Raw genomic sequence first — 22,060 nt, forward strand, 5'->3', positions numbered from 1 at the left:
TATTCTATCTACTTGATAGATAGAATAGAATCTAAAAGCACTACAAATATTACACGATATGTTTATTGATTGTCTCATACACTCAATAAGGCAGTATCCCTTATATAAAAAGCCAAGCGGTCTATTAGTAGTAGTCAGCTAAACACATTACTATGCTTACACATCTACCCTATCAAGCAGCTAGTCTTGCTGCGACCTTCAGGGAAAGTTTATCTTGGAGTTGGCTTCCCGCTTAGATGCTTTCAGCGGTTATCACATCCACGCGTAGCTACCCAGCGATGCTCTTGGCAGAACAACTGGTACACCAGTGGCGTGTCCATCCCGGTCCTCTCGTACTAGGGACAGCTCTCCTCAACTTTCCTACGCCCACGGCAGATAGGGACCGAACTGTCTCACGACGTTCTGAACCCAGCTCGCGTACCGCTTTAAATGGCGAACAGCCATACCCTTGGGACCTGCTCCAGCCCCAGGATGCGATGAGCCGACATCGAGGTGCCAAACCTCCCCGTCGATGTGAGCTCTTGGGGGAGATCAGCCTGTTATCCCCGGGGTACCTTTTATCCTTTGAGCGATGACCCTTCCACACAGAATCACCGGATCACTATGACCGACTTTCGTCTCTGCTTGACTTGTTTGTCTTACAGTCAGGCTGGCTTATGCCATTACACTCTTCTTGCGATTTCCAACCGCAATGAGCCAACCTTTGCAAGCCTCCGTTACTTTTTAGGAGGCGACCGCCCCAGTCAAACTACCCACCAGGCATTGTCCTGCTTATGGATAACATAAGCCAGTTAGCAGACAGAAACATTAAGGGTGGTATCTCAACGATGGCTCCATCTCCACCAGAGTGAAGACTTCAAAGCCTCCCACCTATCCTGCGCATAATGCTCCCATCGGCAGTGCCAAGCTGTAGTAAAGGTCCACGGGGTCTTTCCGTCTTGCCGCGGGTAGGAGGAATTTTCACCTCCACTACAATTTCACTGAATCCCTGGTTGAGACAGCTCCCATCTCGTTACGCCATTCATGCAGGTCGGTATTTAACCGACAAGGAATTTCGCTACCTTAGGACCGTTATAGTTACGGCCGCCGTTTACTCGGGCTTCAATTCAAAGCTTCGCATTGCTGCTAACTAATCCTCTTAACCTTCGAGCACCGGGCAGGCGTCACACCTTATACTTCCTCTTACGAGTTTGCAAAGTGCTGTGTTTTTGGTAAACAGTCGGGAGGGACTCTTTGCTGAGACCTACTTGCGTAGGCACACCTTATTGCGAACTTACGGTGCTAGTTTGCAGAGTTCCTTAACCAGAGTTCTTTCACGCGCCTTAGAATACTCATCTCATCTACCTGTGTCGGTTTGCGGTACGGGCAACATTAGCTAAACTTAGAGGCTTTTCTTGGCACGACGGCATCAATGGCACTCCAATTGAGCCGAAGCTCGCTTGAAGCTATTGGAGTTTCAAATACAGAGGCGGATTTTCCATTCCTCCAATCTACGCTCTTAAGTTAGCACTTCCATCAGCTAACGCCATTTAGCCCTATGCGTCCCCCCATCGCACACTAATGTTGGTATGGGAATATTAACCCATTTTCCATCGACTACCCCTTTCGGACTTGTCTTAGGACCCGACTAACCCTACGATGACGAGCATCGCGTAGGAAACCTTAGATTTTCGGCGAAGTGGATTCTTACCACTTTTATCGCTACTCATTCCTGCATGCTCACTTCGCATCGCTCCAGCACTCCTTACCGGTATGCCTTCAACGCTGATACGAACGCTCTTCTACCACTGTGCATCAGCACAATCTACAACTTCGGTGTCTATCTTAGCCCCGTTATATTTTCTGCGCAAAATCACTAGACCAGTGAGCTGTTACGCTTTCTTTAAAGGATGGCTGCTTCTAAGCCAACCTCCTGGTTGTCTAAGTAACTTCACATCATTTTCCACTTAGAATAGAACTTTGGGACCTTAGTTGGTAGTCTGGGTTGTTTCCCTCTTGACGATTGATTTTATCACCCACCGCCTGACTCCCAAGATACGGTAATAGGTATTCGTAGTTTGACAGGGGTTGGTACGCGGTGAGCAGCCCTAGCCCAATCAGAGCTCTACCCCCTATTACTATCACTTGAGGCTATACCTAAATATATTTCGAAGAGAACCAGCTATCACCAAGTTTGTTTGGCCTTTCACCCCTATCCACAGCTCATCCCAACCCGTTTCAATGGGCACGAGTTCAGTCCTCCACGAGCTATTACACTCGCTTCAACTTGGCCATGGATAGATCACTTGGCTTCGGGTCTGCAGCATCTGACTAAATGCCCTTTCAGACTCGCTTTCGCTACGGCTTCGCGTTTGCTTAACCTTGCCAGATACCACAACTCGCAGGATCATTATGCAAAAGGCAGTCCATCACCCTTGTAAACAATAGGGCTCTGAATGATTGTAGGCAAATGGTTTCAGGTTCTATTTCACTCCGCTCACTGCGGTTCTTTTCACCTTTCCCTCACGGTATTTGTGCGCTATCGGTGTGATAGTAGTATTTAGGGTTGGAGAGTGGTCTCCCCTGCTTCAGCCCGGATTTCACGTGTCCTGACCTACTCTGGATACTGCTACCTAACAATCTCTTTTCACATACGGGACTATCACCCTCTATGATTACCCTTTCCAGAGTATTCTGCTAAAAGATTATAGTGGATATTGCAGTCCTCAACCCCAGTAGCAAGCTACTGGTTTGCCCTCTTCCCTGTTCGCTCGCCGCTACTAAGAGAATCTCTGTTGATTTCTTTTCCTCTAGCTACTGAGATGTTTCACTTCGCTAGGTTCGCTCCTATAAAAGGTAATACCTATCTCTAGGTATTGGGTTGCCCCATTGGGAAATCTAGGTATCAAAGCTTCTTGACAGCTCCACCTAGCTTATCGCAGTCTAGTACGTCCTTCATCGCCTCTATCACCCAAGGCATCCACCATTTGCCCTTAAAAGCTTTTTACATTCTTAAGGATACTGCCTTATTGAATGTATAGATATACAACAATAAAACAATATATCGCGTAATTGTAGTTAATTACTTTTAGGCTATTAACAATAAAATTTCAAATAACACTTAGACTTTAAAGTCTAATACAAAGATTAGAAAAATTTATTTATTCACTTCATTAATCCTTGTATTAGACTTAGTAATTCTTGCTTTATGCTATATCACACAATCCATAAAGTTCTTCTTCAATTTAGACTTATATAGCTTAAGATAATAGGTTTTAGGCTTATATCTTGGTGCCCCTTCATCTTTTATCATCTTAATCTTATAGCTTAGCTTTCTTTGTTTGTCCTCTCATTTTTAGTATAAGCTTAAAAGTGGTGGAGAATAGCGGGATCGAACCGCTGACCTCCTGCGTGCAAAGCAGGCGCTCTCCCAGCTGAGCTAATTCCCCAAGAGGACTATTAGATAAGAATCTGGTTTCTATATTCTTTCTCTTAATAGTTTGATAATTTAAAATTAGTTATTTTTGATGAGAAAGTGCTGATTGTGAATTGTTTTTGAAAGGAGTTACCAAGTAGGTAATAACCAAAAAAAACAATAAAGAATCAGTGCTTTATCGCAAAAAGAACAATTTTTGGTGGGCTTAGGAGGACTTGAACCTCCGACCTCACCCTTATCAGGGGTGCGCTCTAACCACCTGAGCTATAAGCCCCTTAAAGCTTGTTTTAACCTAAAGTATTTGGAGATCTTTGAAAACTAAGCAAGAGCATTCCATGTTTATACTTTATAGATGATGTTAAAACAAACGAATGCTTTAACGTATCTCTAGAAAGGAGGTGATCCAACCGCAGGTTCACCTACGGTTACCTTGTTACGACTTCACCCCAGTCGCTGCATCCGCCGTGGGCGGTAACCAATTTAGTATTCCGACTTAAGGCGAATACAACTCCCATGGTGTGACGGGCGGTGAGTACAAGACCCGGGAACGTATTCACCGCAACATGGCTGATTTGCGATTACTAGCGATTCCAGCTTCATGTAGTCGAGTTGCAGACTACAATCCGAACTGAGAGATGTTTTAGAGATTTGCTCCACTTCGCAGTATTGCGTCTCTTTGTGCACCCCATTGTAGCACGTGTAGCCCTAGGCGTATGGGCCATGATGACTTGACGTCGTCCTCACCTTCCTCCTCCTTACGAAGGCAGTCTCCTTAGAGTGCTCAGCCGAACTGCTAGCAACTAAGGACGAGGGTTGCGCTCGTTGCGGACTTAACCCAACATCTCACGACACGAGCTGACGACAGCCGTGCAGCACCTGTTTTCAAGCTCCCTAAAAGGGCACTCCGCTATCTCTAGCAAATTCTATCAATGTCAAGCCTAGGTAAGGTTCTTCGCGTATCTTCGAATTAAACCACATGCTCCACCGCTTGTGCGGGTCCCCGTCTATTCCTTTGAGTTTTAATCTTGCGACCGTACTCCCCAGGCGGAATGCTTAATGCGTTAGCTGCATTACTGCAGAGACAAGCTCCACAACAACTAGCATTCATCGTTTAGGGCGTGGACTACCAGGGTATCTAATCCTGTTTGCTCCCCACGCTTTCGTGCATGAGCGTCAGTAATGTTCCAGTAGGTCGCCTTCGCAATGAGTATTCCTCTTGATATCTACGGATTTTACCCCTACACCAAGAATTCCACCTACCTCTCCCACACTCTAGACTCATAGTTTCAAATGCAGTTCTGTAGTTAAGCTACAGGATTTCACATCTGACTTACAAGCCCGCCTGCGCACTCTTTACGCCCAGTGATTCCGAGTAACGCTTGCACCCTCCGTATTACCGCGGCTGCTGGCACGGAGTTAGCCGGTGCTTATTCGTGAGATACCGTCATTATCTTCTCTCACAAAAGGAGTTTACAATCCTAAAACCTTCATCCTCCACGCGGCGTTGCTGCTTCAGGGTTTCCCCCATTGAGCAATATTCCCTACTGCTGCCTCCCGTAGGAGTCTGGACCGTGTCTCAGTTCCAGTGTGTCCGATCACCCTCTCAGGCCGGATACCCGTCATAGCCTTGGTGGGCCATTACCTCACCAACAAGCTGATAGGACATAGGCTGATCCTTTAGCGGAGACTCTCAAATAAGAATTCGGTTTTTAGCGATAAATACTTGAGTTTGTAAAAATCTCGCTCACATACAAGGAGTATGCTACGCTACGATTTTTCCTGCACAACAAGTATTTCTCATCTAAAACCCTAGAATCCTACAAAATCTACAAAGCATTGAAAAATTCTAAGGTTGTGTGTGAATTTTTAAGGTTGTGAGGTTATTGCGAATGAGGCGTATTAAACATACGCCGCAGTGAAGCAATGTTCTCACTCCTTAAAAGCCGCCACAAACTGAATTTTTATTTGAGAGTCCCTTTCCCTCGTAAGGAGTATCCAGTATTAATCACCGTTTCCAGTGGCTATCCCAGACTAAAGGGCACATAACCTATGCGTTACTCACCCGTGCGCCACTAATCCACTTCTAGCAAGCTAGAAGCTTCATCGTTCGACTTGCATGTATTAGGCACGCCGCCAGCGTTCACTCTGAGCCAGGATCAAACTCTCCATAAGAATTATGGGGAAGCTTGAATCATAAATAAATATGATACAAACTCTCCATTTAAAGTATAGATACTGTTTCTATGAAAATAGATTCAATCTCTATCAAAACTATGCAATATTAAAGTATAAAACATTATATCTCTATATCCATAAACATATTCCATAAGGTTTAAGCTTGTCCTATCTCTTAGTGTCTCTCTTATCACAAAGACTAGAGTATAGATTCTATGACTTAAGCCTTCTGCTCTCTTTAAAGAAGCAAAGGTTTCATCTTTTAGAATCTACTCAAAGTCATAATTGAGTTGTATAGAAATGAACTAAGAAAATACAAGTTTTTATTCTCTATAAAAGTAACAAAACACTTCATTTTCTTGCTTAGATGTCAAAGATCGCACCAAATATAATCAAGCTAAAAACCTTGAAGCTCTCTACATTAAAAGCTAAACAAACATTGATTATATTGATAAAGAACAACCATAAGACTAGTATTCAAGTTTTAGTTAAAATCTTGAACTTGCTTCATTATCCTAAATATCATAGATTTTAGACATTAGATTATGGTTTTAGTGATTTATTAAAGAAAAACTAAAAACTATAAACTGACGAAAAACCTACAAGAAGAGACTAGAAGCTCAATCAAATGGGAACGCAATATTACAGATATAAAGCTTAAAGTGGGCTTAATGCTTTTAATATTCTCTATCTTACCAAAAATAAAATATTTTCTTGACAAAATAGCATTCGCTTACTTTTTATGCTAAAATCGTGCTTTTAATCCATTTGACAACACAAGGCAATCTTATGCAATTTGAAATGCTTTATTCAAAGATTCATCGTGCCCACGTAAGTGATGCAAATCTCAATTACATTGGCTCAATCACTATCGATAAACATCTAGCTATAAGCGCTAATCTCTTAGCCGGTATGAAAGTGGAGATTCTTAACATTAACAACGGAGAGCGATTTAGCACCTATGTGATTTATGGCGATAAACAAGGAGAAATCTGCCTCAATGGCGCAGCTGCACGAAAAGCACAAGTGGGGGATACTATCATCATCGTTGCTTATGCGACCTATACACAAGAGGAGCTAAAATACTACAAGCCTACAATCGTGCAAGTCAATGAAAACAATCATATTCTATCTATTATAAATGAGGTGTAGTGATGTTTGACCCAAATGAATTTGGAGCGATGCTCGGCTCAATGCAAGATTCAATAAAAGAACTAGAAGAGCAAAATAAGCAGACAATCCTCACGGCTAAAAGTGGCGGTGGGCTTGTGAGTATCAGCTGCAATGGAAGCGGTGAAGTGATAGATATGAGCATTGATGATAGCTTATTGGAAGATAAAGAATCTTTGCAAATTTTGCTCATCAGCGCCTTTAATGACCTCCGCAAAAGTGTAGAGGATAATCGCCAATCAACTGCTATGAATCTCCTTAGCGGACTTGGAGGATTTAATATCTTTGGTGGCAAACCAAATGGCTAAATCACTCTTTTCAAGGCATTTATTTTTGAGAATCTTTATCGCACTTTTATGTGCTACATCTGTGTGGGCTTATGACTACTCGCATTGTATAAAGTATTTCAACGCAGCAAGCACCCCTGTGGGTTCAACATACGCCATAAGCCTTAAAAATGGCACAGGGCAGCACCATCTCCTCTACTCCCCTACTCCACCTCGTAATGTAAAGCTTCTCAAAGCTGACCCTTTCATCGGGCTATATCTCATTTCTGCTTCAAAAACTAAGCAAAGCTATGAATTGCTCCCCCTTGATGCTCGCACACTAAAAGATAAGAATCTTGCTTTTATCAGCGCTAATGCGAAAGTACATACCGGGCATATTACCAAAAGGCAGACAAACTTCCTTAACTATGCGCGATTTTCCGCCCACGCGTCAGCCAATAGTGTGTTGGGCAATATTTGCTATCAAATCTATGGCATAAGTGTAGGCAATAATCAATTTATTGAAAAAAAATATATTGATAGATTTCTCTCTCAAAAATCCCCATATTATGGTGATTTGGGCGTTCGTTTTAATTCCCCTAAAGCCATTGTAGATATGATTGACCCCTTTATTGATTCTACTTTTAGATTAAATGATGAGATTCTCTCTATCAATGGCACAAAAGTCAGCTCAAGTGATGAAGCAGAATGGCTAATCAGCAATCTTAAAAAAGATTCTCTAGCAAAAATTCTCATCAAACGCAATGGCAAAAATATGACTATTAATGTTAAAGTCGATCAACGCTATGGAGGCTTTTTGCTGAGGGAAACATTCTTAGAACGTTTTGGCATACAACTTGATGAATATATGACTATTATTTCTATCAACCCATCTCTTGCAGGGCGATTCTCACAGCTACGTGCAGGGGATAGAATTTTGTGGATTAATAAAGAGCCTATTATTACAGCAAGCACAGACAATGCTCACAAACGTTTTGAGAGGCTAAAGTTTCTCCTTTCGCAAACACGATTTGATACGCGATTTGACGATAAAATACAGCTTCTCATCGTCCGTAATGACCTTGAGATTTTTCTTAAAATGTAGGGAGATACAATGCGACAAAATATCACAGAGATTCTAAACGATTTTGAATCCTTTCTTATCGAGCAAGTGCCTAAGATTCCAAGCTTTCACACACATTATGAATCCGCTATATGGGAGATGATGAAAAATGGTGGTAAACGTTTCCGCCCTGCGCTGCTTTTTTGTATCGTTAATGCCCTCTCTCCGCAAATGATCAAAAATGCCTTTTTACCAGCCTTAAGCATTGAGTGCATTCATACTTATTCCCTTATCCACGATGATTTGCCTTGTATAGATAATGCTGCATTACGGCGGGGACACGCGACTTTACATACTAAATATGGAGAAACTCTCGCCCTGCTTGTAGGAGATGGGCTCAATACTTATGCCTTTTGGCTACTCTCTCAAGCGCGACTAGATTCCCAAATATGCTTAAAACTCATTGAATCTCTTGCAGCAAATGCCGGTATTGGCGGTATGGTGCTAGGACAAGTGCTTGATTGCGCCTTTGAAAACACAACACTTTCTCTAGGGCAGCTTAAAACTATCCATTTAAACAAAACCGCTAAACTTATCGCCACTTCATTACAATGCGGGGCGATTATCGCTAGTGCCTCATTGGAGCTTACTTCATCACTCTATGATTTTGGCTTAGAACTTGGAGTGTATTTTCAGCTACGTGATGATATTATCGATACCTGCCTTAATGCGGAACAAGCAGGGAAAACAACGCAAAATGACGCACATAAAAACAGCTATGTGAATCTACTTGGCTTAGATGAGGCAAAGGCAGAGTTTCATCGTCAAAAAACGCAGATTCAACACAAACTCAAAGACTTTGGAAATGCTATTGAATACGAACTCAACACACTTTTGCAAAATTATTTTAAGGAGATTGAATGAAAAAAATCCTACTAACCAATGATGATGGGTTTAATTCAAGTGGCTTACTCGCGCTCAAAGACGCATTAAGAAACCTCGCTCATATTATGGTAGTCGCCCCTGCGAGCGAAAAATCAGCCTGTGGGCACGGGCTTACACTCACGCGTCCGCTTAGCTTTGTCCGTCTTGATGATGATTTTTACAAACTTGAAGATGGTACACCTAGCGATTGCGTGTATCTCGCCCTTAATACCCTCTACAAAGAGGATTGTAAACCTGATTTAGTGATTTCTGGCATTAACCTTGGCTCGAATATGGGAGAGGACATTACCTATTCAGGCACGATTGCAGGGGCGATGGAGGCTTGTATTCAAGGTGTGCCTGCTATTGCCATATCGCAAGTTATGCCCGATATGAACCGCTCTAAACACTTTGATTTCTCCCTTGCAAAAAAATCTATCGTGGATATAGTAAAAATGATTTTTGACAAAGGTTTCCCGCTGCAAGAGCGAAAGTTTCTTAATGTCAATATCCCCTATATTCAACACGCAGAATGCAAGGGTTACAAAATCACTCAAATGGGTTATAGAATCTACGCCGATGAGGCTCATCTCCACCGCAATCCACGCGGACAGGAATATTATTGGCTAGGCTTACACCCTTTGCAATGGGAGGAGCGCAAAGATACGGATTATCCTAATGGCTCGGATTTTAAAGCAGTGTATGAAAATTATGTATCTATTAGCCCTATCAAGCTCGATATGACAAGCTATGAGGATACTCAAATACTCTCAAAATGGATTAACAATGACTGAATTATTGATAGATATACACGCTCACGTATGCTTTTGACAATGATTTTGAACGCATACGGAGTAAAAAGTGTTGATTTTTAATGTAGATGATGTAGGAGGATTCACATTGGATTGCCTCTATCGTAGTAGTTTGAAGCATATTACCATCATAGATAAAAATTGCTTTGATACAACAAATCAAAATCGCCAAATCTGTACAAAGCGGCTCAATGAGCCAAAAGTCGCCGTTTTAGCCCAAATGTATCCAAGCATTACCCCTATGCAAGAGCAAATAGATAGTGTATTTTTAAAGCGATTTAATATAATAGCATTTGGTTATATTGTCGATGCCATTGATGATATTTATGGAAAAGTCGATATTACTAGAACCACCTTACACAAACTTTTAGAGAAGTTTATCGTCTCCACAGGCAGCGCGAAAAAGCTTAATCCTCTGCATATCCGCCTAGATAATATTTGGAAAACACACGGCGATAAATTTGCTCGAAAACTACTCGAATATCTTAAAAAAGCGGGTATCCGCAGGTCGTTTAAGGCAGCATTCAGCCCTGAAGTGCCAAAATGCAAAGCGTTATGGAGCTGCATATGCTGTAACAATGAGTTTTGGACTATAGCATTAGTATCAAATCATACAAAATATAAAATATATTAAAGGAGAAAAGTTATGCGAGATGAATATGATGATTATAAAGATGAAGGATACAACCAAGATGATGAGTTTGAATACTATGATGATGAGGACGAGGATAGCCTGTATAGCGGCTATGACGATGATGACTATGAGAATCCTGATAGTGAATACGATGAGGAATAGCAGTTCCTATGAAAGCTAAAGATACCGCACAAAGCATTAAACTAGCGCTTTTGCAGCAATCCTACACAGGCGATAGAGATTCAATGATACAAGCTACAAGCGCAATGATTGCAGAGGCAGCCCATAATGGTGCACAGCTTGTCGCTTTGCAAGAGCTTCACACACGAGAATACTTTTGCCAAAGTGAGAATCCTGCGTTTTTTGACTATGCAGCGGATTTTGACAAAGACATTGCTCATTTCAGTGCCTTAGCAAAACAACATCATATTGTTTTAATCACCTCCCTCTTTGAGAGACGCACAGCAGGGCTATACCACAATACCGCTATAGTTTTTGAGAACAATGGTAAAATCGCAGGAAAATACCGCAAAATGCATATTCCCGATGATCCACAATTCTATGAGAAATTTTACTTCACGCCCGGCGATATAGGTTTTGAGCCTATACACACGAGCTTAGGGACACTTGGTGTGCTTATCTGCTGGGACCAATGGTATCCCGAAGCCGCACGTATTATGGCGCTTAAAGGCGCACAAATACTTATCTATCCTACCGCTATTGGCTGGTTTGATGAGGATAATAAAGAGGAGAAAAAGCGGCAAAAAGACGCGTGGATAGCTGTGCAGAGAGGGCATAGCGTGGCTAATGGACTGCCGACATTGGCGATTAACCGCGTGGGATTTGAGAAAGATAAAAGCGGTGTGGGTAATGGCATACGCTTTTGGGGCAGTAGCTTTATCTTTGGCGCACAAGGAGAGCTTATCGCACAGGCAAGTGAGGATAAAGAAGAGATTATATATGCGGATATTAATTTAACTAAAAGTGAGGAAGTGCGCCGTATGTGGCCATTCCTACGCGATAGGCGAATAGAATCTTATAGCGAACTACTCAAACGTTTTTGTGATACATTCTAGAGAAAAATAAAAACTTACAATAAATCCCACAAGCCATACAAATCAGCAATAAATTTAAAAAGTATTTAACGTTTTTTAAGATACAATAGCGCGTTTCACAAAGGAACAAATATCTTTTCAAAGGACAAACGATGAAAAAAATTCTTGTTAGTTTAGTACTTAGCACAGGTTTAGTAAGCGGTGCATTAGCTGCAGCAAATACAAATACAGGTTGCGGACTTGGTTCGCTCATTATTGATAAAAAAGGGATTTTATGGAACGTCCTACAAGCAACTACTAACGCTACATTTTTTAATCAAACTTTTGGTATCACTTCTGGAACTTCTGGCTGTAAAAGTGGAAAAGTCGCTATGGATAGCCGCACAGAAGAATTTGTAGCTGCGAATATGGACGCACTTTCTCAAGAAATCGCACAAGGGCGAGGCGAACACCTTGACACACTTGTAGAGCTCCTCAATGTAAGCGACAAAGAAGCTTTCAAAGTAGCACTTCAAGAAAATTATCATAAACTCTACACAAGCAAAGATGCGCAAAGTGCCGATGTGCTTGATGGAGCAGCAAATCTCTAATCTTTTTTTGCATATATGAATCTTTCATATATGCGCCTCTTTCTGCTTAAACCGCTTTGATTTTAAGGTTGTATTTTGGATTTTCACACATATATTTTCCGCCCCATTATGATGTTTTTTATACTTTGTGCTTATCTCTATGCACAAGATTCCCACAGCGCACATATTAATGAACTTATCGCTCAAGCTAAAGCTCTAAAGCTTGCCGATTCTAAGGAATGGAAAACGCTTTTGCATATCAATAAGCACAAAAGTGAGATTATCTCACCCTACTTTTTTCTCACACCTAATTTCAAATCCTCGCGCAATCTCGCACAAGATGAACTAGAAGCGACTATTATCGCTTTCTATCAACCTCTCTCGCAAGTGGCTGTGCCTGAAGCTATCAAAGAGCGACGTATGAAGCAGATTGTAGAATTTAAAGAAAATAATATCAATCTCCCTACACGTTCTATTGAAGCAGCAGACTATCACGCTATTTGTCGCTTTCCTGCCCGTCTTGCATTCCTTTCATCGCATTTAGATTTTAAAAATCTCCCTCAACTTGAATGTGCGGAATTTAAGGCAATGTATGACTATATTGCCCCCACAAAGGCAAGTATCGTCTTTCCCACAGCACATATCAACTCTCCCGCCTCGATGTTTGGACATACATTCTTACTACTTGATTCTGTGTTTGAATCCCGTCTGCTTGCCTTTGCTATCAATTACCAAGCCGATGCCGACCCTAACCAAGTTGATGCCATTAGTTTCGCCTTTAAAGGACTTTTTGGATTCTACACGGGGAGCTACTCTATCCTGCCCTATTATGATAAAATCGAAGAATATTCCAATGTAGAAACCCGTGATATGTGGGAATATGAGCTAAATTTTACACCTGAAGAAATAAAGCGATTATACAATCACATTTGGGAGTTAAGCGATGCCTTTAGTTACTATTACTTTTTTCATCGCAACTGCTCTTATAATATCTTGTGGCTACTTGAAGTTGCGCGAAAAAGCCTCAATCTACGCAAAGAATTTATCTATCAAGTCAATCCTCCAGAGACACTTTTTGCTTTTCAAAAAGCAGGGCTTATTAACGATATAGCCTATCGCCCTAGCAAACGTAGCAAACTCCTCTCTTATGAAAAAGTGATGGATTCTCATTCTATCTCACTTGCCAAATCGCTTTCACGTGGGAAAGCTACCCCCCAAAGTGTGCTTGATGATAGCAAACTCTCCCTTCAAGATAAGCAATACACGCTAGAATCTGCCCTTGAACTAAGCGAGTATTACTACCTCAATGGCAAACTAAAACACGAAGATTACACACAAATCGCCTACGACCTTGCCTCCACACGCTCAAAACTTGGTGCAAATACACCCCCTGCGCTTAATATCCCTGCCAATCCACTAGAGGCGAATCAAGGCTTACGCATTACGCCACTAATCCTTGCAAACACACAAGGCATTCACCCTGCCATTGATTTTAGAATCGCCTACCACGATATTACCGATAATGACAAAGGCTATCTCAAAGGCGCACAAATCGAGTTTATGCGGATTCTGGGCTATTATGATACGAGCAAAACGCCTAAAGTTGCCTTTAGTCTCTATGAACTTAATATCCTCTCTGTCGCCTCTATCGCGCCTAGAGGTAAATTCTTTAAACCCTTTTCTTATCGGCTTGAAACAGGCTTTAATCGTAGCTTTTATGATGAGCATTTGCACTATTTTGCCGCATTTGGTGGGGGCTTGAGCCATCAAATAGGTGATGTCGCTTATACATACTATTTCCTTGAACCAACCTTTTTTATCGATAGCTTCCGCAGGGCAGATTTCGCGCTTAATGCCGTGCTAGGCATTGTCCTGCAGGATAATAACCGCCTCAAAGCCACATTAGAATACAAGCTTAAAACATACAGCCCCACGCATTTTAGCCACCTGCTCGATACCACTTTTAGTATAAATCTCAAGCACAATCTCGCGCTTATCGCACGTATGCAAATGCTAAAAAATGACACACAGAACTTGACACAGCCTACATCAATGCTAGGCGTAAGGCTGTATTTTTAGGATTTACTCTACCTTTGCTATTAAGCTAAAACTCCGTAATGGTTTTATACACTTAAAGCAAAGTCTCTCGTGTGCGACTAAAGGATATACTTATAACTACGCTTTACTTGGTTGTAAGTATGTTCTTAAAGCGTAAAGTTTCTATTATAACTTACTCATACAATTCAAAATTAATTTGTTAGAAATTAAGAATAGCTTATTTATCTCTCTTATGGCTTAATCTCACAAATTCCTCTAGCACCTCAAAAACTCGCTTAGATGCGATAATCTCTTGTGCTAAGAAATATCCCTCTTTTATATCCTTTGCCTTCCCAGCAAGATAGAGTGCTGCGCCAGTATTGAGTGCGACAAGCTGTGTCTTAGGAGAATTAGGCGCGGTGGCATTAAAAATATCAAGGCTGATACACTTATTCTCTGCCACATCTCCACCCTTTAGCTCCGCAAAAGAGGCAAAATCTAGCCCTACCTCATTAGGATTAAACACGTATGTGTGTATATTGCCCCTATCAAGCTCGGTAATCTGCGTAGGCGCACAGAGTGAAATCTCATCATAGCAATCAAATCCACTCACCACCATCGCCCTTTGAATCCCCAAAATATCAAGCGCTTGTGCCATAATCTCCGTGTAAGATTTGTCAAAAACGCCAATAAATTGATGGGTAACACTCGCCGGATTTGAAAGAGGACCAATAAGATTAAATATCGTTCTAAAGCCTAGAGACGCTCTAGCCGGAGCAGCAAATCGCATAGCAGCGTGAAACTTCTGCGCAAATAAAAAAGTAATGCCTATATTATCATACACATATTTGCAAGTTTGCGCGTCCATATCGACATTCACGCCCAATGCCTGAAGTAAATCCGCCGAACCGGACTTTGATGTAACAGCTCTATTGCCGTGTTTAATAACCTTTACTCCCGCTGTGGCTAAAAGTAATGCACTTGTGGTAGAGACATTAAAGGTTTTATTAGGACTGCTGCCCGTGCCTACCATATCTAGCCGCACTTCATCGCTTAGCGGGAGAGGAAAGGTTATCGCCTTTTTTTTGAGCACACTTGCAAACCCGGCCAATTCCTCCGCATTCACACCCTTAATCTCAAGACTTGTGAGAATGCTCCCTATCTGTGCATCGCTCATATTACCCTCTGTAATCTCATCCATCACATCACAGGCTTGTTTAAAGTTAAGATTCTCTCCCTGCATAGTGCTTTTAAGATATTGCTTTATAGGGATAATCTCACGTGTGTAATGCAAAAAGTTTAAAAGCATTTTCTCGCCCTCTATTGTGCCAATCGATTCAGGGTGAAACTGCACTCCCATAAGCTGATAGCTCTTATGCTCAATCGCCATAATCTCGCCATCTTCACTCCACGCGCTTACTTCAAAGCATTCAGGTAGCTGATGAACCTCTCCTACCAAAGAATGGTAGCGCACAATAGGTGTGAGTGGCTTAATATGACGGAAAAGCCCTTTTTGATTATGATGTAAAGGTTCGACCTTACCGTGCACGATATGCTTTGCATTAACAATATCCATACCAAAAGCCGCCATAATCGCCTGATGCCCCAAACAGATTCCCAAAATAGGATACACGCCTTGCAATTCCTGCACGATTTGTATAGAAATCCCCGCTTCTTGTGGCGTTTTGGGACCAGGACCAATGATGATGTATTGCGGAGAAAGGGCACGTATCTCTTCAATGCTAATCTTATCACTCCTTACGACATTAATAGGAAATCCAAAGCGATAAAATGCCTGATAAATATTGTAGGTAAAAGAATCATAATTATCTATAAGCAAAATCATTTGTTATCCTTTGTAAGCATACTGATTTGTGATCGGACTTTGCTTTGTGTCTCCATATACTCCGTGCTAGGGATAGAATCTTGCACAATGCCCGCGCCAGAGCGCAAATAATATATGCCATTTTGATACACTGCTGTGCGAATAGCAATGGCAAAATCCATATCCTCATCATAAGTAAAATACCCTATCGCACCACCATATATGCCACGCGAATGGCTTTCTAAAGATTCGATAGTTTTAATGGCTTGAATCTTTGGTGCTCCTGATAGTGTCCCTGCAGGAAATGCCGCCTTGAGCGCATCGTGTTTGCTAAATCGCTCTGTATCTAGCTCTCCTTGCACTGCTGAAACAATATGCATTACGTGAGAGTATCGTTCAATCTTATTTCTTGCCATTACCTCCACGCCCCCTCCTATGCTGACTTTTCCAGCGTCATTCCGCGCTAAATCAAGTAGCATTAAATGCTCTGCATTCTCTTTTTTATCATTTAAAAGCTCTTTTTCAAGCTCTAAATCCCGCGCTACGCTCTCTCCTCTAGGACGAGTGCCAGCAATAGGGCGGATAGCAAAAAGTGCGCGTCCCTCTTGAGTTTTAAGCCGTATCATAATTTCCGGACTAGCCCCCAAAACGACAAAATTTTCAAATTGATAATAAAACATATATGGGCTAGGATTGAGATGGCGGAGGTGGCGATACGCCTCTAATGGAGGCAAAGCAGAGGCGACATTCATATATTGGCTTGGCACACATTGGAGCAAATCGCCTCGATAAATCGCCTCTTTAATCGCTACAACCATTGCTTCATACTCGCTTTGTGTAGTAGCATTTTGTATCGTGTAATCCCCTGAAAATGCGCTACTATCAAATGATGTTGGAGATGGTGATAGAGATCGCAAAGTGGTAATAATCTTTTCTACCCTCTGCATAGGCTCTATCTTTTCACACTCATTAGCATAGCCCACACTCACAATATGTAGCCTATCAAAAAGATGATCAAAAATCAAAAAATCCCGCCCAAATATAAAGGCACATTCAGGTGCTTCATAAAGCGGGGGATTGTGAAAGCTCACTTCCTCGATTTCAGCAAAAAACTCATATCCTATATACCCTGCTCCACCAAGTGGCAAGGGCAAATCGTGCGGGATTATCCCTTGTGGATTGGGAGCTAGAGTGCGCACAAGAGCAAGAGATTCCAAAAAACCATCTTGCTTAAAGGGATTATCTGCGCTTTTATCGGGGATTTTCACCTCATATCCTGCTAGAGCCTCGCTTAAGAGCATTTTTTGATTGTTGCATACAAGTATGTATGCTCCATTTTCCTTATAAACGCAAAAAGCCTCACATAAAATCATAATGGAATACCTATCCTTGCCCGTTTCATTATAGGCAGATTCTAAAAGCATTTTTGCATTTAACGCCCCTAACGCCGCTAAAGGCGTGAGATTGTCGCACAACATTTCTTTATGTACTATCACTGCCTTATTGGCATTTTTAAAATCAAACATCTTCACTCCTTATATTTTTATTATACCTTTGTTGTGGTGGCTTATTAAGCCGCCATATTTGCGCAAAGTGTTTGAAGATATACCCCCTTATAGAGATTTATATCGCTAACGCATTTTAAGCTCAACAACCTCCACGCCCTCTGGCGTAACAAAATCAAATACTTTATCATTTATTATAGTATTAAGCTTCACATTGCTTAATTTCAATGTGCTTTTTGCCCCCATAGAATCTACAAAGTTAATACGTTCTGGCTTGTCATTTTTATCCACAAACAGCACATACTCCACGCCATCAACCTGCGTGTGATAGCTCCCATCATCTTGCTTTTTAGCCGATTTGATAATCGATATAAAATCACTACTTGTCCTTAAAGTCGAGTGGCTTACCTGCTCCAAACTCGGCTCATAAATAATCACCTTATTATCATTCATATAAATTTCTTTTTTAAAGGGCATTTGATAATCCCATTTTACTTTATTAGGAGATTTGCCTAGAATCTTGCCTTTATAATACACGCTCGTGCCATCATCATTTTCAATATATTGCTCAAAATCTGCCTCTATGCTTTTGAGATTCTCTCCCCACGCAAAGAGCGTCCCGCAGTAGCCTAGTAGCATTATCACACTTATGATTAATACACGCATTTACACAATCCTTTACCCTTAAATTAAAATGTGAGATTCTACCAAAGTATATTAAAGTATGTTAGAATTACGCCCAATTTCTTACCAAAAGGCTTCATTTATGCTAAAAACGCTTGTATCAACTTTTTTAGGTTCTCGTAACAATAAACTTATCAAACAATATCGCAAAGAAGTCCAAAAAATCAATGCCTTAGAATCCACTTATGAAAGCTTAAGCGATGAGGCACTCCAAAATGCGTTTAGCGAATTAAAAGAGCGGGTGCAAAATGGTGAGGATTCTTTGCAAGGAGTGCTTCACAAAAGCTTTGCCATCACACGTGAGGCAAGTAAGCGGACATTAGGTATGCGTCATTTTGATGTGCAGCTTATCGGTGGTATGGTGCTAAATAACGGACGCATTGCAGAAATGAAAACGGGTGAAGGAAAAACGCTTGTAGCCACACTCGCAGTCTGTCTCAATGCCCTTTGTGGCAGGGGTGTGCATGTCGTTACCGTTAATGACTATCTCGCTCAACGCGATGCAAAGGAGCTAGAGCCCCTTTATAACTTTCTAGGATTTTCTGTTGGCATTATCACTAGCGATATCCGCGATGATAACCAACGTTTGCAAGCCTATGCCTGTGATGTCGTGTATGGCACAAATAATGAATTTGGCTTTGACTATTTGCGGGATAATATGAAATATGACCTTACACAAAAAGTGCAAAGAGAGCATTATTTTGTCATCATTGATGAAGTGGATTCTATCCTTATTGATGAGGCACGCACACCGCTTATTATCTCTGGACCTGTAAATCGCACTCTAGAGCATTATCAACTTGCTAATAGTGTAGCTCAAAAGCTTCAAAATGAAGTGGATTTTAGCATTGATGAAAAAAATCGTGTCATTTTGCTTAATGAGGAAGGTATCAAAAAAGCTGAATCGCTTTTCAAAGTTGATAATCTCTATAGTATCGAAAATGCCGCGCTCTCTCATCATTTAGACCAAGCCCTAAAGGCAAATTATCTCTTTATCAAAGACAAAGATTATGTCGTGCAGAATAATGAGGTGGTTATCGTTGATGAATTTACCGGGCGTTTGAGTGAAGGCAGACGCTTTAGCGAGGGGCTACACCAAGCCATTGAGGCAAAAGAAAAGGTAGATATTAAAGAGGAAAGCCAAACTTTAGCTGATATTACATTTCAAAACTACTTCCGCCTTTATGAAAAATTATCGGGTATGACAGGCACAGCGCAAACAGAGGCGAGTGAATTTCTACAAATCTATAATCTTGAGGTGGTGAGTATCCCTACCAATATTCCGGTGCAACGCAAAGATTTAAATGACCTTATCTATAAAAGCGAGAGAGAGAAGTTTAATGCCCTAATTACTAAGATTACTGAGCTTCACAAAAAGGGACAGCCTGTGCTTGTAGGGACAGCAAGTATTGAAAAAAGTGAGGTGCTTCACGAACTCCTTAAAAAACAAAGAATCCCCCATACAGTCCTAAATGCCAAGCAGCATAGCAAAGAAGCAGAAATCATTAAAGATGCAGGGATGAAAGGGGCGGTTACGATTGCTACGAATATGGCTGGACGTGGCGTGGATATTAAAATCAATGATGAAATACGCGAATTGGGGGGATTATACATCATCGGCACAGAAAGGCACGAGAGCAGACGTATCGACAATCAATTACGCGGGAGAGCCGGGAGACAAGGCGACCCAGGAGCTAGTCAATTTTACTTAAGTCTTGAAGATTCTTTGCTTAGAATCTTTGGAAGCGATAAGATTAAGGGCATTATGGAACGGCTTGGACTGAAAGATGGTGAACATATAGAATCTAGCCTTGTTACTCGCTCTGTTGAGAGCGCACAAAAAAAGGTAGAAAATCTCCATTTTGAATCACGCAAACATCTGCTTGAATATGATGATGTCGCTAATGAGCAGCGCAAGGCAGTGTATAAGCTCCGTAATGAATTGCTTGACGAAAACTATTCTTTGAATGAGCGTATCATTACCAATCGCGACATCACTGCGCAATCCCTGCTTTATAAGGCACAGATTCTGCCCGGTGATGATAGCAGTAATTTCAATATCTCATCACTTAAAGCTCAAGTGAGTGAGGATTTAGGGCTTGATTTGGGAGATTGCGAGGGCTTAGAATATGATGAATTACTCCAAAAGCTTATCACACAAATGAGTGAAAGCTATGAAGGTAAAATGTCAAAACTCGATAACGCACATAGGGCGCAGATTGAGCGCATTATCTATTTGCAGGTGCTTGATAGCTCGTGGAGAGAGCATCTCTATACGATGGATAATCTCAAAACAGGCATAGGTTTGCGCGGATATAATCAAAAAGATCCATTGATTGAATACAAAAAAGAAAGCTACAATCTGTTTTTAGAGTTTGTAGAGAATCTTAAAATTGAAACGACTAAAATGCTACACATTATCCAGCTAAGAGAGCAAGAGGAAAGCGCGGCAGATAAAATGCTAAAAAATATGCAAGAGGAGCTAGAGGAGGATTTGCAAGATTTTAATTCAAATGCCTCTACCACCTCAAAAGTAAAAATCTCGCGCAATGAGCTTTGTCCTTGCGGAAGTGGTAAGAAATACAAGCTTTGCCACGGAAAAAGCGGACCTAAAAAGGGATTATTGGCTTAATGAAAACGCTTACTCTCTATCTTTTGCCCCGCTATTTGCGATTTGATAAAACACAGCCCTTTATCTCTATCACCGCTTTGCTTGCATTTTTTGGCGTGGGTGTAGGCGTGATGGTGCTATGTGTAGCAATGGCAATTATGAATGGTATGTCAAAGGAGTTTGAGCGCAAACTTTTTGTGATGAATTATCCTCTAAGTATATACTCTGCGACGTATGCGGGGCTTGATGATGAGATACTACACGCTTTGCAAAATCACTTCCCGCAATTTCTTTTCAGCCCATATTTGCGCTATCAAGCCGTAGGGAAGGTGGGTAACACAATGAATGTGGCAATGGTTTTTGGCGTGGATATGTATGCAGAATCTCAAATCAATGAGGTGGTGCGCAAAGCCTTTGAATCACAGAGTAATCACCCGAGTGATACCCTCTCAAGTGAAGAGTTAATCAAACAAAGAGAGCAACATATCACCGCCTTTAAAGAAAAGACATTTTCTATCCTCGTAGGCAAGGGTTTTGAAGAACATTTTGGCTTAGAAGTGGATGATAAGCTCGATTTATTTTTCACACAGCTTGAGCCTTCAGGCTTTAGCTACACGCCTATTAATAAACGTTTCACTATCGCAGGATTCTTTGAATCTGGCTTGAGAGCGTATGATCAGGCTTATACCTATACGAATTTAGAAGCATTGCAGAAAATCCGCCGTGTGCCGCAGGGCGTATATGATGGTATACACGTCTATGCAGAAAATCCTATGCAGGATATTAAGCCCATTAATGATTTTTTAATCACGGAATTTCCTGCTCGTGCGGGGATTGAGGGCTGGTGGCAACAAAATGGCAATTTCTTTTCAGCCCTAGAGCTTGAAAAACGCGCTCTCTTTATTGTGCTTATGCTTATTATCGTTATGGCAAGTCTTAACATCATTAGCTCCTTGCTTATGGTGGTAATGAATCGCCGTAAAGAAATCGCTCTGCTCCTCTCACTTGGAGCAAGTAAAGCAGAAATCAAAAAAATATTTTTTTGGGTAGGTAATGTAATCGGGCTAGGGGGTACTGCTTTTGGCATTATTCTTACAGGCATTGCCATGTATGTGCTTGATACCTTTCCTATCATCTCGCTTCCTGCTGATGTATATGGTAGCTCAAAGCTACCCCTTGACTTATCCTTACTTGATTTTTGCCTCACTATCATAGGTGCGGTAATCATCGTATGCCTTTCATCGTATTATCCTGCAAAGAGAGCATCATTAGTAGATACTTTGCAAGTTTTACGCAACGAATAGTAAAAACAAGC

Annotated in this window: 15 protein-coding genes, 2 tRNA genes and 2 rRNA genes; 12 read left to right on the forward strand and 7 right to left on the reverse strand. The window is 41.4% G+C overall.

Annotated features, from left to right (window positions below):
• Positions 1–103: 103 nt before the first annotated feature.
• From V3I05_RS00920 to V3I05_RS00935, 4 genes are all read right to left on the reverse strand, one after another.
• Positions 104–2,986 (reverse strand): 23S ribosomal RNA (locus tag V3I05_RS00920).
• A gap of 366 nt (positions 2,987–3,352) precedes the next feature.
• Positions 3,353–3,428 (reverse strand) — tRNA-Ala (locus V3I05_RS00925).
• 184 nt (positions 3,429–3,612) lie between these two features.
• Positions 3,613–3,689: transfer RNA gene (locus V3I05_RS00930), tRNA-Ile, on the reverse strand.
• 117 nt (positions 3,690–3,806) lie between these two features.
• A 16S ribosomal RNA gene (locus V3I05_RS00935) occupies positions 3,807–5,587 on the reverse strand.
• Together the 16S and 23S rRNA genes with 2 tRNA genes alongside form the textbook arrangement of a ribosomal RNA operon.
• Positions 5,588–6,379: 792 nt before the next feature.
• Here V3I05_RS00935 and panD point away from each other — a divergent pair.
• The 10 genes from panD to V3I05_RS00985 all read left to right on the forward strand — a co-directional run bounded on the left by panD (position 6,380) and on the right by V3I05_RS00985 (position 14,162).
• Positions 6,380–6,742 (forward strand): aspartate 1-decarboxylase, encoded by a 363-nt coding sequence (gene panD, locus V3I05_RS00940; protein WP_343353714.1) that lies wholly within the window; start codon positions 6,380–6,382, stop codon positions 6,740–6,742.
• Between the two features lie 2 nt (positions 6,743–6,744).
• Positions 6,745–7,068: a YbaB/EbfC family nucleoid-associated protein gene (locus V3I05_RS00945; protein WP_300448528.1), complete on the forward strand. Its 324-nt coding sequence runs from the start codon at positions 6,745–6,747 to the stop codon at positions 7,066–7,068.
• A complete protein-coding gene (locus tag V3I05_RS00950) occupies positions 7,061–8,131 on the forward strand; it encodes a PDZ domain-containing protein (RefSeq protein WP_295701376.1) in 1,071 nt (356 codons plus the stop codon). The genes V3I05_RS00945 and V3I05_RS00950 overlap by 8 nt, the downstream gene beginning before the upstream one ends.
• 9 nt (positions 8,132–8,140) lie before the next feature.
• Positions 8,141–9,013 (forward strand): polyprenyl synthetase family protein, encoded by an 873-nt coding sequence (locus V3I05_RS00955; protein WP_343353715.1) that lies wholly within the window; start codon positions 8,141–8,143, stop codon positions 9,011–9,013.
• Positions 9,010–9,807 (forward strand): 5'/3'-nucleotidase SurE, encoded by a 798-nt coding sequence (gene surE / locus V3I05_RS00960; protein WP_295701372.1) that lies wholly within the window; start codon positions 9,010–9,012, stop codon positions 9,805–9,807. Before V3I05_RS00955 ends, surE begins: the two co-directional genes overlap by 4 nt.
• Before the next feature lie 67 nt (positions 9,808–9,874).
• Positions 9,875–10,459 (forward strand): ThiF family adenylyltransferase, encoded by a 585-nt coding sequence (locus V3I05_RS00965; RefSeq protein ID WP_295701370.1) that lies wholly within the window; start codon positions 9,875–9,877, stop codon positions 10,457–10,459.
• 12 nt (positions 10,460–10,471) lie between these two features.
• Positions 10,472–10,621: a hypothetical protein gene (locus V3I05_RS00970; protein ID WP_300448521.1), complete on the forward strand. Its 150-nt coding sequence runs from the start codon at positions 10,472–10,474 to the stop codon at positions 10,619–10,621.
• A gap of 8 nt (positions 10,622–10,629) precedes the next feature.
• Positions 10,630–11,535 (forward strand): carbon-nitrogen hydrolase, encoded by a 906-nt coding sequence (locus V3I05_RS00975; protein WP_295701366.1) that lies wholly within the window; start codon positions 10,630–10,632, stop codon positions 11,533–11,535.
• 131 nt (positions 11,536–11,666) lie between these two features.
• Complete coding sequence (locus V3I05_RS00980; RefSeq protein WP_295701364.1) at positions 11,667–12,104, forward strand: DUF3015 family protein; 438 nt, start codon at positions 11,667–11,669, stop codon at positions 12,102–12,104.
• Positions 12,105–12,179: 75 nt separating this feature from the next.
• The gene (locus tag V3I05_RS00985) at positions 12,180–14,162 is read left to right on the forward strand and encodes a DUF4105 domain-containing protein (RefSeq protein WP_300859771.1); all 1,983 of its coding nucleotides are present in this window, start codon (positions 12,180–12,182) and stop codon (positions 14,160–14,162) included.
• A gap of 196 nt (positions 14,163–14,358) precedes the next feature.
• Here V3I05_RS00985 and V3I05_RS00990 read toward each other — a convergent pair whose 3' ends face one another.
• From V3I05_RS00990 to lolA, 3 genes are all read right to left on the reverse strand, one after another.
• Positions 14,359–15,966, reverse strand: a complete 1,608-nt coding sequence (locus tag V3I05_RS00990) for a bifunctional anthranilate synthase component II/anthranilate phosphoribosyltransferase (RefSeq protein WP_300448516.1) — start codon at positions 15,964–15,966, stop codon at positions 14,359–14,361.
• Positions 15,963–17,471, reverse strand: coding sequence for an anthranilate synthase component I family protein (locus tag V3I05_RS00995; RefSeq protein WP_300449966.1), 1,509 nt, complete (start codon positions 17,469–17,471; stop codon positions 15,963–15,965). The genes V3I05_RS00990 and V3I05_RS00995 overlap by 4 nt, the downstream gene beginning before the upstream one ends.
• Before the next feature lie 105 nt (positions 17,472–17,576).
• Complete coding sequence (lolA, locus tag V3I05_RS01000) at positions 17,577–18,116, reverse strand: LolA-like outer membrane lipoprotein chaperone (protein WP_300448512.1); 540 nt, start codon at positions 18,114–18,116, stop codon at positions 17,577–17,579.
• Positions 18,117–18,216: 100 nt separating this feature from the next.
• Here lolA and secA point away from each other — a divergent pair, with 100 nt between their 5' ends.
• Positions 18,217–20,766 carry a preprotein translocase subunit SecA gene (gene secA, locus V3I05_RS01005; RefSeq protein WP_300449960.1) on the forward strand — a complete coding sequence of 850 codons (2,550 nt, stop codon included), beginning with the start codon at positions 18,217–18,219 and terminating at the stop codon, positions 20,764–20,766.
• On the forward strand, positions 20,766–22,049 hold the full coding sequence (locus V3I05_RS01010) for an ABC transporter permease (RefSeq protein ID WP_343353722.1): 1,284 nt from the start codon (positions 20,766–20,768) through the stop codon (positions 22,047–22,049). Before secA ends, V3I05_RS01010 begins: the two co-directional genes overlap by 1 nt.
• The last annotated feature ends 11 nt before the right edge of the window (positions 22,050–22,060 follow it).

The sequence above is a fragment of the Helicobacter mastomyrinus genome (genome assembly GCF_039555295.1).
In the GTDB taxonomy this organism is placed as follows: domain Bacteria; phylum Campylobacterota; class Campylobacteria; order Campylobacterales; family Helicobacteraceae; genus Helicobacter_C; species Helicobacter_C mastomyrinus.

Excerpts from the sequence above, each read along its gene's own strand:
- panD (WP_343353714.1), top strand. The coding sequence starts at position 6,380 with ATGCAATTTGAAATGCTTTATTCAAAGATTCATCGTGCCCACGTAAGT.
- V3I05_RS00945 (WP_300448528.1), top strand. The coding sequence starts at position 6,745 with ATGTTTGACCCAAATGAATTTGGAGCGATGCTCGGCTCAATGCAAGAT.
- V3I05_RS00950 (WP_295701376.1), top strand. The coding sequence starts at position 7,061 with ATGGCTAAATCACTCTTTTCAAGGCATTTATTTTTGAGAATCTTTATC.
- V3I05_RS00955 (WP_343353715.1), top strand. The coding sequence starts at position 8,141 with ATGCGACAAAATATCACAGAGATTCTAAACGATTTTGAATCCTTTCTT.
- surE (WP_295701372.1), top strand. The coding sequence starts at position 9,010 with ATGAAAAAAATCCTACTAACCAATGATGATGGGTTTAATTCAAGTGGC.
- V3I05_RS00970 (WP_300448521.1), top strand. The coding sequence starts at position 10,472 with ATGCGAGATGAATATGATGATTATAAAGATGAAGGATACAACCAAGAT.
- V3I05_RS00975 (WP_295701366.1), top strand. The coding sequence starts at position 10,630 with ATGAAAGCTAAAGATACCGCACAAAGCATTAAACTAGCGCTTTTGCAG.
- V3I05_RS00980 (WP_295701364.1), top strand. The coding sequence starts at position 11,667 with ATGAAAAAAATTCTTGTTAGTTTAGTACTTAGCACAGGTTTAGTAAGC.
- V3I05_RS00990 (WP_300448516.1), bottom strand. The coding sequence starts at position 15,966 with ATGATTTTGCTTATAGATAATTATGATTCTTTTACCTACAATATTTAT.
- V3I05_RS00995 (WP_300449966.1), bottom strand. The coding sequence starts at position 17,471 with ATGTTTGATTTTAAAAATGCCAATAAGGCAGTGATAGTACATAAAGAA.
- lolA (WP_300448512.1), bottom strand. The coding sequence starts at position 18,116 with ATGCGTGTATTAATCATAAGTGTGATAATGCTACTAGGCTACTGCGGG.
- secA (WP_300449960.1), top strand. The coding sequence starts at position 18,217 with ATGCTAAAAACGCTTGTATCAACTTTTTTAGGTTCTCGTAACAATAAA.
- V3I05_RS01010 (WP_343353722.1), top strand. The coding sequence starts at position 20,766 with ATGAAAACGCTTACTCTCTATCTTTTGCCCCGCTATTTGCGATTTGAT.